Annotated in this window: 7 protein-coding genes; 6 read left to right on the top strand and 1 reads right to left on the bottom strand. The window is 38.4% G+C overall.

Annotated elements, in window-relative coordinates; all coding sequences use genetic code 11:
- Positions 1-30: 30 nt before the first annotated feature.
- From FNN09_RS08025 to FNN09_RS08015, 3 genes are read left to right on the top strand one after another with little or no spacing between them, the layout of a single operon-like run.
- Positions 31-1,938 (top strand): sulfatase, encoded by a 1,908-nt coding sequence (locus tag FNN09_RS08025; RefSeq protein ID WP_185968933.1) that lies wholly within the window; start codon positions 31-33, stop codon positions 1,936-1,938.
- A 30-nt stretch (positions 1,939-1,968) separates the two neighbouring features.
- Positions 1,969-5,130, top strand: coding sequence for a glycoside hydrolase family 2 TIM barrel-domain containing protein (locus FNN09_RS08020; protein WP_143301284.1), 3,162 nt, complete (start codon positions 1,969-1,971; stop codon positions 5,128-5,130).
- Positions 5,131-5,172: 42 nt separating this feature from the next.
- Complete coding sequence (locus FNN09_RS08015) at positions 5,173-6,600, top strand: sulfatase-like hydrolase/transferase (protein ID WP_143301282.1); 1,428 nt, start codon at positions 5,173-5,175, stop codon at positions 6,598-6,600.
- A 112-nt stretch (positions 6,601-6,712) separates the two neighbouring features.
- Here FNN09_RS08015 and FNN09_RS08010 read toward each other — a convergent pair whose 3' ends face one another.
- On the bottom strand, positions 6,713-7,594 hold the full coding sequence (locus tag FNN09_RS08010) for an AraC family transcriptional regulator (RefSeq protein WP_185968932.1): 882 nt from the start codon (positions 7,592-7,594) through the stop codon (positions 6,713-6,715).
- Positions 7,595-7,894: 300 nt separating this feature from the next.
- On the opposite strand from FNN09_RS08010, the gene FNN09_RS08005 reads away from it, so the two are divergent.
- The 3 genes from FNN09_RS08005 to FNN09_RS07995 all read left to right on the top strand — a co-directional run bounded on the left by FNN09_RS08005 (position 7,895) and on the right by FNN09_RS07995 (position 12,506).
- Entirely contained in the window at positions 7,895-8,671 is a 777-nt protein-coding gene (locus tag FNN09_RS08005) for a hypothetical protein (RefSeq protein ID WP_143301278.1), read from the top strand.
- A gap of 228 nt (positions 8,672-8,899) precedes the next feature.
- Entirely contained in the window at positions 8,900-10,408 is a 1,509-nt protein-coding gene (locus tag FNN09_RS08000; protein WP_221932453.1) for a sulfatase, read from the top strand.
- A 7-nt stretch (positions 10,409-10,415) separates the two neighbouring features.
- Positions 10,416-12,506 (top strand): hypothetical protein, encoded by a 2,091-nt coding sequence (locus FNN09_RS07995; RefSeq protein ID WP_143301276.1) that lies wholly within the window; start codon positions 10,416-10,418, stop codon positions 12,504-12,506.
- Positions 12,507-12,574 lie beyond the last annotated feature (68 nt).

Here is a 12,574-nt window from a genome sequence, read left to right as displayed (position 1 = left end):
GGGGCGTTTTCGTTGAAAAATATAATAATGATGAATCAGATACTATCTTGTAATCGTATTTGCTTAGTTCTTGGCATGCTAATAATGATGTTGCCTTCGTGTACTAAGGAGCATGTACCTACTCAGCCTAATATTCTATGGTTAACATATGAAGATACTTCGCCTCAGTTTATTGGTTGTTATGGGAATGAAGAGGCACATACGCCCGTAATGGATCAATTGGCCACTGAAGGGATTCGATTTACATCGGCATTCTCAACCGGAACGGTTTGCTCCCCTAGTAGGTTTGCGCTAATTACAGGGTGCAGAACCACCCGTTTTGCGACAGGACACCACCGTAGTTATTATCCAGTTGGTGATTCTATTGAAGCTTTTCCTAAATATTTGCGGGATGCCGGTTATTATACTTCAAACAACAGTAAAACCGATTATAATACCTCAAAACGTCACCATTTTAGAAAAACAGGATGGAATGAATCGTCAGGGAAAGCAGGTTGGTGGAAAAGAAAACCTGGTCAGCCTTTTTTTGCTGTTTTTAATAGCTTTCATAGTCATCAATCTCGCACCATGACAAATCCATGGTGGAAGTACAAAGAACAGATTCTGGATTCACTAAAAAGTGAGGATGTAATCTTAGACAATGAGATTGATGTTCCGCCAATTTTCAAGGATACACCAGAGATGAGGAACGATTTATCTCGAATATATAATGCCATACAATTAACTGACCAACATTTTGGTAGAATTCTAAATAGATTAGAGTTGGAAGGGTTAAAAGATAGTACCATCATCTTTTGTTTTAGCGATCATGGGCAAGGGATGCCTTGGGGAAAAACTTACCCCAGAGCGATGGGATATCGTGTTCCCTTTATTATTTACTTTCCAAAAATGTATCAGCATTTGTCACCATGGGGAACTCAGGTCGTTACAGATGCTATGATTGATTTTGTCGATCTACCTGCTACTGTTTTGTCATTGGCAGGTATTGAGCCTCCTCAATATATGGATGGAAACGCTTTATTGGGTGAATTTAAAGAAGGCTCAAAGAAATATACCGTTGGCGGCCTTGACAGAACAGGAGAGAATACCACATTATGCCGGAGCATTTCAGATGGGAAGTATATCTATAATCGAAACTTCATGCCTTTTCAATCTGAAAAACGATGGCAAAAGTATTTCGACTTTTCAGATATTTCGCAACATATACGTGAAGATTATAGGAATAATAGATTAAACGAGGAACAAGCCGGGTTATTGAAACTCAAAGGGAATGCAACATTTTATCATCTGGAAGAAGACCCATGGGAAATAAACAATTTAAAGAACGAACCTTCACTGGTTTCTATGATTAAGGACTTTGAAGAAGCATTGAAATCGGATTTAATCAAAAACAGAGATGCCCATTTTATTCCTGAGTATAGTTTAAAATTAAGCCAGCTAACTCCATACGAATTAAGCAGGGAAAATGACTTTTACCCTGCAGAAGAAGTAATTGAACAGGCATTTAAATGTGGTGATAAAGAGGCCTTGGAAAATCATTTACAAGGGCTAAAGCATGAAAACGATATCGTACGCTACTGGTCAGCCGTAAGCGTTTATTCTCATTTTAGATTATTCGGGCATGATAAGAGGATGAATGTGATTAGTACAGATGCATATGCTCCGGCTGATGTTTTTATTCAAGCTGTTAAGTATCAGACGTATTCAGGTAATGAGAACACACAGAGTCAATTGCTAAAATATATTGCTAGCGAAAATGAGACTTTAGCACCTTTGGCATGTCAGCTTTTATTGTTAAATCCTGAAATAGATGAGCAATTTCTGGAGAAAATACTGCAAACGTGTGCTAAGTCCGGGTTACCGGTGACAAAAGAGTGCGGTGAGTTATTCGAAAATAAATTTAAAGGTAAACCTTTGGAATATAAAATGTTCTGGTAGTAGGTGTTTTTCAGCAATTAATTTTAAGGTATGAAATTAAATACAATTAGCTTATTATTTATCAACTTTGGCAGCCTTATTCTATTGTCATGTAATCAATATAAAGATTACAGAGGTGAACCATTTGAAGAAAAGAAAATTGCAGACTGGGAAAATCCTGCTGTATGTGAAATAAAGCGTGAAGTGCCTCGAGCTTATTTTATTCCATTTGCTTCGGAAGAAGAAGTGGATCGTGATAATATCTGGGCTTCAACATTCATTCAGCCATTGAATGGGGAATGGTTATTTCATTTATCACACAATCCATCAGAACGGCCCTATTATTTCTTTAAAAATGATTTTGATACGCGTCAGTGGCAAACAATAAAGGTTCCTGCCAACTGGGAGTGCGAGGGCTATGATTATCCGATTTATACCAATGTAAAATATCCACACGAAAAAACGCCTCCTACCATTCAGGACCATTATAATCCTGTGGGCTCGTATAAAAGAACGTTTGAAATACCTTCAGGGTGGGATGAGAAGGAAATATTTCTACATTTTGGAGCAGCTGGATCAGCCGTATATGTATGGGTAAATGGTCAGAAAGTGGGTTATTTCGAAGATTCCAAAACGCCTTCCGAATTCAATATCACTAAGTATTTAAGAGCTGGTAAAAATTCTTTGGCTGTTGAAGTATATAAGTGGAGTGATGGCAGTTATCTGGAAGATCAGGACTTTTGGCGCATAGCCGGCATTACGCGTGATGTATTTTTGATGGCAAGAAATCCACAGCATATTCGTGACTTCACAATAACGTCATGTTTGTCTGATGACTATGCGGATGGTGTGTTCGAATTAAAAGCAGAATTGCTTGGATTGGAAAGTAATGCTCCAGTAGTTGTATCAGCAAAACTGATGGAACAGGATGTAGAAATCAAATCATTTTCAACAAGCTTAGCTTATGGTTCGATTGATTTTAGGGCTGAACTACCTGATGTGAAAAAATGGACTGCAGAAACACCGTATTTATATGAACTTATAATAAGCTTGAGTACTGTCAAAGGTGAAATATTAGAGGTCTTGAGGCAAGATGTTGGTTTCCGTAAAATAGAAATTAAGAATGCCCAACTTCTGGTAAATGGCACCCCTGTGTACCTCAAAGGAGTAAACCTGCACGAACACCATGACGTTAACGGGCACGTTGTTGATGAAGCAACTATGCTAAAGGATATTCAGGTCATGAAGAGCCATAATATTAATGCTGTGCGTACTTCTCATTACCCTCAGCCCGAAAGATGGTACGAACTGTGCAATCAATATGGACTTTATATCATAGACGAGGCCAATATAGAATCGCATGGTATGGGTTATGGGAAAGAATCTTTGGCGAAGGACACCCTTTGGCAGGAGGCGCATTTGTATCGTACACGTAACATGTATCAACGTGATAAGAATCAACCATGCATTATTATTTGGTCATTGGGCAATGAAGCTGGTAATGGAATCAACTTTTTTAAAACCTACGACTATTTAAAATCAGTCGATAAAAACAGACCTGTTCAATACGAACAAGCACATGGAGGAAAGAATACCGACATTATGTGTCCTATGTATATGCGCATAGGAGGTATGAAAAAATACAAAGCCGAGCGAGGAGATAAACCATTGATTCAATGTGAGTACGCACATGCGATGGGTAATAGTGTGGGTAATTTGCAAGATTATTGGAACCTAATTGAGTCAGAACCAATCTTTCAAGGGGGCTTTATCTGGGATTGGGTCGACCAGGGATTATTAACAGAGAATAGTGCCGGAGAAAAGTATTGGGCATATGGTGGTGACTTTGGTCCAGATACAGTTCCGAGTGATGGCAATTTCTGTTTAAACGGATTAGTTAATCCTGATCGTGGTGTTAAGCCTCACCTTTTAGAGGTTAAAAAGGTGTATCAATCTTTTAAATTCAAAGCTATTGATGTTAATAAAGGGATCATACAGATTGAGAATAACTATGGTTTTATTTCAAGTGATAAGTTCAATTTTACCTATGAGGTAAAAGGAAATGGTCATTTGGTAAAAAGTGGAAAGATAGAGGGTGTAGATTTAGAGCCTGGCAAGGCAGAAATCTATCACTTGGATATAGACTTTATGACCAAGCCAAATACGGAGTACTTTTTAAATGTTTATGCCACTTTAAAGTCATCTGAAAGTTTGGTTGATGCAGCAACCGTGTTGGCCAAAGAACAATTTAAGCTACCTGTTTTTGAAAAAAATATCGAGAAGAGGCAGGGTTTGAAAGAAGTTGAAGTAGAACAGACAGAGACAGGTATTGTAGTCACAGGGAACGAGTTTAAGGCACGTTTTGATTCTCAAAAAGGAAGCTTGTCTTCTCTTCTGATAGATGGCAAAGAAATGTTTTTAGAAGGATCTGTTACTAATTTTTGGCGTGCACCTACGGATAATGACTTTGGAAACGGGATGGATAAATGGGCCTTACCCTGGAGAAAAGCCGGAAAGAATGCAAAACTTATTTCTTCAAACGTAGTTGTGGCTAAAGACAGAACTTCAGTTTCAATTGAGTTTGTTCTTGAATATGCACATGGAGCCCAAAAATTAGGAAAAGGAAAGGTGAGCTACACAGTAGGTGGCAATGGTAAAATAAAAGTTGGCAATAGTGTTGTAATCACTTCAAAAGATGCCCCTGACATGCCCCGTTTTGGAATGAACCTGGTAATGCCTCGCGAATTTGATCAAATAAGCTGGTATGGTCGTGGACCACACGAATCGTATTGGGATCGAAAAACAAGTGCTTTCGTAGATTTATACTCCGGTTCTGTTTCAGAACAATACTGGCCATATATTCGTCCACAGGAAAATGGTAATAAAACAGATGTGAGGTGGATGAGTATATCCAATACCAACGGATTTGGATTAAAGTTTACCGCAACTGACTTAATGGAAGTATCTGCCCATCATAATACATTGGAGGATTTTGAATCGCCAGAGCGCACTGATGGTCGCCAGGTAGATGGTGTTCGTGTTGTTAATAGACATACCACTGATGTAGTTCCCAGGGATATAACTTCGGTGAATATCGACTATAAGCAAATGGGTGTTGGAGGAGATAATAGCTGGGGTGCTCACACCCATGCCCAGTACTGTTTAGCTGAGAAGAAATACAGCTATAGTTTTACGATTGAAAAGGTGAAATAGTTAAGGAGCTGATTGAATTTTGTTTTAGTATAAAAAGCTGTAATGAATTATAGAGTAAATAACATAGGTTGGGTAATCGTTGTTGGATTACTGTTGGGCTTAGTTTCATGCCAGCCTTCGGAATATTTTAATGAACAGCCCAATGTCATTGTTATGCTGGTGGATGATGCAGGATATGCTGACTTTGGCTTTGCAGGGAGTAAGGATTTAAAAACACCGAATATTGATAAGCTCGCTGATGGAGGTGTAATCTTCACTGATGCGCATGTAACCGCATCGGTATGTGGGCCTTCAAGGGCTGGGTTAATGATAGGTAGGTATCAGCAGCGATTTGGCTTTGAGTGTAACCCCGATAGCCATACTTGTGGCATTGATTTGCATGAAAAAACAATTGCTGATGTGATGAAATCTGCCGGATATGCCACGTCTGCTTTTGGGAAATGGCATTTAGGAGGGGAGGAACACTATAAACCGAATGCAAGGGGATTCGATTATTTTTGGGGTTTCTTAGCGGGTAGTCGTAGTTATTTCCATAATCGTCATCAAGATGTAAAAGGAACGATTCACTCCATTAGAGAGAATGATACTTTTACAACTTTCGAAGGCTATTTAACTGACCGGTTGGGAGAGCAGGCAGCTGATTTTATACACGCCAATAAGGAAAAGCCCTTTTTTATGTACTGGGCACCTAATGCGGTACATACACCAATGGAAGCAACAAATGAAGACTTAGCATTATTTAAGGGGCATCCGCGCCAAAAACTTGCTGCAATGACATGGGCATTGGATAGGGCAGTTGGTACCATCGTCAAACAATTGGAGGAAGACAAGATTCTTGATAATACCTTGATTTTCTTTTTGAGTGATAATGGGGGTGCGCACAATAATCAATCATCCAATTTGCCATTAAAAGGTTACAAAGGGAATAAATACGAAGGAGGGCAGCGTGTACCATTTTTTATGCATTGGCCAGCCAAAATTCGGGGCAGGCAGACATATAATGGACTAAGTTCATCTCTTGATATTTTTGCGTCGAGTATTGATGCTGCTGGTGCTGATAAGGCGCGTTTTAAAGATTTGGATGGTGTTAGTTTGCTCCCTTTTGTCATTGGCAAAGAAGACGGTGAGCCACATAGTGAGTTGTATTGGAGAAAAAATCAATCCCAAGCTCTACGCCAGGGGGATTACAAATTGATAAAAGTAGACAGGCTTGGATATCGTATGTATAACCTGCGTAATGACTTATCAGAAAGAAGGGATTTGAGTCAGGTTGAACTAGGGAAGTTTGATGAACTATGTTCAAAGATGGAAGAGTATGACCATCAAATGATGACGCCCTTATGGACTGAAGGCCATACATGGGATACCATCACTTGGATGATTCATGAAGATTTGTTGTTAAATAGGGAGGTGCGTGTTAAGGAACCAAGGCAATTAAAGCTATATCTTGAGCAAAAGGCTAGGTTGTAGATAATTTTTTATAATAGAAAAAGAGGCATGGAACAGCGCAATAAATAATATAGCAAAGATTTTTATAGACTTACGATTTTTGCTGTATTGTTATATTCTGTTGAACCCCGAATTAAATTTGGTTGCGTTTTCGATAATGAGCAGGAGATTGTAGCATGATTCGTTTAAATGTTCTTGAAAAATAGAATGGATCGCTGTACCCCAGATTGTTAGCTACTTCTGATATGCTCAATTTTGTAGTGTCCAACCACTTACAGGCCTCTTGCATTTTCAGGTGATTAAAGTATTCCATTGGTGCATGTCCTGTTTTTTCAGAAAATATTTTAGAGAAATGAGAATGACTATAACCAATTGCACTTGATATTTCACTTAGTTTTAGGGGTTTGTTGATGTTCTCTTTCATGAAGTTAATGGCTTGAGAGCTCACATCATGTTCAGTTTCTTTTTTGATTTGTCTAAACTGATTGATATACATAAAGGAGGCCATCAAGTGCCACAAGCAAAGGTTTGTATATTCAAGATTCTCACGGCTATAGCCAAGTGATAAATTCACAATTATTTCAACAAATAAATCGGTTCTCTCTTTGTTTCTCGATACTGGTGATGGAGTAATTTCTTTGGTCTGTCCAATTATTTTGGAGAAGAGGTGTGATTTATCACCTGCGAAATGGATCCAATAAATATTCCAAGGTTCCTTTTTGTCTGCATAATAAGTATGAGGTGTATTGGCTGGAATTATGAAGAAATGGTTGGGAAGAATTTCATGCTCTATATTGCCTATTTTAATCCATCCTTTTCCTTCCAGGTTATATATTAAAATATGTTCCGAGATACCTTCTTTTCTGGTTCGATGGTGATATTTAGCATTCGGATAAAAGCCAATGTCAGTTACATACAAACTACTGATTAATGGATTCTTCTTTATGGTCTCAATTATCATTCCTGGAACAACGATTACCACTTCTCCAGGGAAACCCTCAATTCTTTTTGGCATAACAAGACTATTTTGAATGTATAGCTGATTTTTTCTCGTTTTAAAAACATCAATTTTTTTTAGCAAATCAAATGTAACACTCTCACTCATTAAAATAATAGATGGTACAAGAATATTGTCGAAAATGTTTTAGAAATCTAAAATAAGATAATAATCCATATTATCAGGAGAAAAGATATTTAAATCTAAAGATGAGCTCTTTATATTTGAAATGCTTAAATGTTTAGAAAACCACATTTGTGTTTGTTTGGTGTTCTGCATTTTAGCGAAAGTTGAACAGTTTAGTCTAAATTATTTATTATGAAAAAAACTACTACTATTTTTTTACTGTCTTTTATTATGGCAGTATTCGGAATTAATGCTCAAAATCTGGTTGATTTTGAAACAGACGTAACAGCTGCACCTGCAGGAGGAGCTACTTTTGCAAGGGTTGCTAACCCTGATCAAACAGGCTTGAATAGTACTGCTTACTGTGGTCAATTCGGTCGAACGGATGCTACATGGTGGTCTTTAGTGGATGTGCCATGTAACTTTACAATCCCAGCCAATGAAAAACGCTATGTGCATATCATGGTTCTATATCCAGCTCAACCAGATATTGGAATACGTTTAAATACAGAAGGAGATCCAACTCCACGAACACTAGTCCCCTATACTGAGTTCGGGAAATGGCAGGACTTAGTTTTTGAAATGAATGTTAGTACCTCAGAAAAAACTGTTACACAGCTTAGATTTATTGGAGATATGGGCTATGCCAATGATCCTGTAGGCCAGGTGCTTAATAATACTGATAAATTAGGTTTGTTTGATGAAATCATTGTAAATGGTGATCCTTCACCAAGATCTACAGCAACGTCAATTAATTTGGATGCTAAGAAAGCCAAATTTGTTCTTTATGCAAAAGATGGTTTGATTACCTTTCGATCGGATTTAAATAATGGAGATCCAGTTTTTATTTACAATAGCACAGGAAATTTGGTGGCAAATTATAATGAAGGGCAATTCGATTGTGCAGTAGCTCCAGGATTATATATTATTAGAGTAGGTGATTGCACAAGAAAGCTCATTGTAAATTAAATGGTTTATAATAATTATCGTTAAACGGTAATTTTCTATAATAGAAAACATAAGTCTTAAAAGCATTTTTCATTATGAGAAAGGTGTTTCTAAGACTTATTTTAACAATCTGTTCAGGTTCAATAAAAGAGAAGTGATTATCAAGCAGAAATTGTTTAGAAGTTTATAAAAACCTAAACCTCTTTTAACAACTACGACCCTGAGTTTGGAAAAAATAAATTGTACAATATGATTTTAAGGAATCTTTTTTTGCTAATGACAATTAGTGTTGCAATTTGCAGTTGTAATCGCACCACGAGCATTAGTGATAAACCTAATGTAGTTGTAATAGTTGCCGATGATTTTGGCTGGATGGATACAGGTTTCCAGGGCAGTGACTTTTATGAAACGCCAAACCTGGACAGGCTTGCAAGTGAGGGAATGGTTTTTACAGATGGGTATGCATCGTGCGGTGTTTGTTCGCCAAGTAGGGCCAGCCTTTTAACAGGACGTTATACGCCTCGTTCGGGCATTACTGATTGGATTAAGGGGTACCAGGCCGATAAAACACCTGAAGAGTTGAGTGAATATGCCATGGTTGGCCCACAAAATGTGTACAACCTGCCGCTAGAAGAAACAACACTAGCCGAAGCCGTTAAAACAGCAAATTACAAAACCTGTTTTGTCGGAAAGTGGCACTTAGGGGAAGATTCGTTATACTATCCACAATATCACGGGTTTGATAAGAATGTGGCTGGTTGGTTACGAGGTGGCCCTAGTGGCGATCGTAAGGATCAACGCTCTTATTATACGCCCTATAATAACCCTTATTTAACAGATGGCCCTGAGGGTGAATTCTTAACCGACCGCTTGGTTAAAGAAAGTATTTCGTGGATGGATGAGAATAAGAAAGATCCATTTCTCATGTACTTGTCATTTTATACTGTTCATACGCCTATTCATCCTAAGCCAGAGAAAGTACCGTACTACAAAGAGAAGGCCATTAAATTAGGATTGGATACAGTTCCTCATTTCTACGACAAAGTACCTTGGATGGAAAACTGGCCAAAGAATAAATGGCATTGGAAAGAACGCATGGTGCAAAGTAATGCGGAGTATGCTGCCTTGATAGAAAGCATGGATGAAAATATTGGAAAGGTTTTGGACTATCTTAAAGCATCTGGTATTGATGATAACACGATCGTTGTTTTTACATCAGATAATGGGGGCTTATCAACCGCCGAAGGCTCACCTACCTGCAATGCTCCACTAAGAGGAGGAAAAGGTTGGTTGTATGAAGGTGGTATCAGGGAGCCATTTTTGGTGAAAATTCCTGGTAAAACAAAACCAGGTACAGTATGTAGCACACCTGTTCATTCTGTTGATGTATATCCGACCATCCTGAGTGCGTGTGGAATTGATGTACCCAATAAGAATGCAGTTGATGGTGTTAACTTATTGCCATTAATTGAAGGCTCAGGTCTAAAACGCGATGCGCTTTATTGGCATTACCCTCACTATGGAGGTAAAGGCGATCAGCCTGCCGGAGCTATTCGCAAAGGTGATTATAAATTGCTGGAGCTGTTTGAGACAGGTGAAGTGCAGTTGTTCAACCTGAAGAAAGACATCGGAGAAACAAAAGACTTATCAAAGGAGTTGCCTGAGATAGCTGAAGAGCTTTTAAATGAATTAAGAATCTGGAGAACTGAAGTGGGGGCTAAAATGCCAACGGAAAACCCTTATTATAAATTTAAATAAGAGGATGATGAGCAGGAGTTTATCTAACGCTTGTTGGTTGATTGTGGTGTTGGTAGCAAGTTGTAGCTATGCTTATGGCCAAAATACGGCTAACCTAAAAGTCTATGTTAATGATCGCACCCCTATTAATCCGGATATTTTTGGAGTTAACAACGATTGGAGACAAATAAGCAATACGGCTTTTCCTGATTTTACATCTGCTTTTGAGGCGATTGACTATGGGGTATTTCGCTTTCCTGGTGGATGGGAGTCGGAATATTATGACTGGGCAAGTAATTCAACGCCAGCCTGGGGAGATGAGTCACCTGAAGTACCTGGTGCATCGGTGGCGACTTTAAAAAACAACGTAAGTAATTATTCCATTGTTGTTCCTACCCGAATAGCGATGGACGTATCGTATGGTTCCGCAGAGTGGGATGCAGCCCTAGTAAGTTTAAAGCTAATTGCTAAAGATGCAATTGACAGGGCAGATCCAACAGCTATTAAGTATGTTGAAATTGGAAATGAGTGGTGGTTGCAGTATGCTGGAGGTTCAAGCCGTGCCAATAAGTTGCTCAAATACTCAAAAATTGCCATGACTATTGCAGGGTATATAAATAATCAGTATCCCAATCGTACCTTTAAGTTGCTGGTCAATGGTGATTATACAGTGCCATCTGAGTTTTCGACTATGAAGGAATATTTTACCGAAGCGTATGATGCTATAGATGGCGTTGCACTGCATACCTATACCGGGTATACAACCGATACCCATGATATTGCTGAGTTAGGGAAAAGAATACAAGCCTGTGCTTCTAATTTTAATTCATTAAAAGAGATGTGTGTGTATGCATCAGAGTGGATGCCTTCGCGCGATTATAATGAGCGACGTCTTTATATGGAAGCAGCCAATATCTTGCCCGACATCTTTCATATTTATGCAAGAAATAAAGTTGAAGCCGCTGCTTATTGGCCCCCTGTTAATAATTCAGTACCAGGCTTGGGTCTTGTGAATTGGAATGCATCGGTGACATTTCCCTGTGGGCAGATGATAGGTGACATGGTTAAATCGTTCAAAGGAGAAGTGGTTAGAACAATTTCTGATGATATTACCATTACAGGAGCATTACAGGATGAGAGTAGTTTAGTCTTGTATGTTACAGGAAAAGATTACGCCGAAACAGATGTAACAATCAGCTTCAACGGATTTACTGTCGAAACCATTAAATCAGTTAAAAAGTTCAGACCATATGATTATTCACAAACCGACTTGGCAAAGCCATACCTTGTAGAAACAGCCTCGGCTAGCTTAGCGTCAGATGAAGTAACTCTCACAATTAATAGCGGAGGGCGTTACGAAATTTTTAAAATTGAACTGAGTGGCCATTTGGTTCAAGATGAGGGTATGAGATTAATTGATTTTGAAACGCCTGTTAATGCTAGTCCTGTTTTTGGGGCGACTTTTGAGAGAATAACGAATGAAGAAAACACTGGAATTAATGTGACATCTAATTGTGGGCAAATTGGTCGAACAAGCTTAAATTGGTATGAACTAATAGATTTGCCATGCGATTTTAGTGTGCCGGCCAATGAAAAACGCTATGTGCATATTCTAATTGCTTATCCTGAACAACCAGATTTTGGATTACGTATTAATGAAGAAAGTACCACCACTCGATCGATGAATCATTATACAGACATTGGTAACTGGCAGGATATGGTAATTGAAATAGAAGGAGGTGCAACTGGCAAACAAGTTTCACAACTTCGTATATCAGGCGATATTGGTATCGAGAATGCTACGGGTGATTATGTTCTTAATAATACGGATAAGGTAGGTCTAATTGATGAAATTATTGTCAATGAAAACTCTAATCCAAGAATGCTTTCAACGGCTATTGAAGGGGAAGTTGAACGTCTTAATTTTAAATTATATGCGCATCAAGGCAGCATCTATTTTGATAGCTATGATGAACGAATGCCTCAAGTGAGTATCTATAATAGTTATGGTGCATTAGTTTGGGGCTCGTTTGAAAATCAGTTTGAATACAAGGTGCCAGCACCTGGCTTATATATTGTGAAAGTAGGAAATGCCACTAAAAAACTGATGGTGCTGTAGTATAAGATGAATTCAGGTTTATGGTGGTTTCTTTAAGTTAAAAGAATTAACCGCTAAATGAAAAAATA

Source organism: Carboxylicivirga sp. M1479, from assembly GCF_007097485.1.
Lineage (GTDB): Bacteria > Bacteroidota > Bacteroidia > Bacteroidales > Marinilabiliaceae > Carboxylicivirga.
The sequence above is the reverse complement of the archived record's forward strand: the minus strand, read 5'-3'. Positions and strand labels throughout refer to the sequence as shown.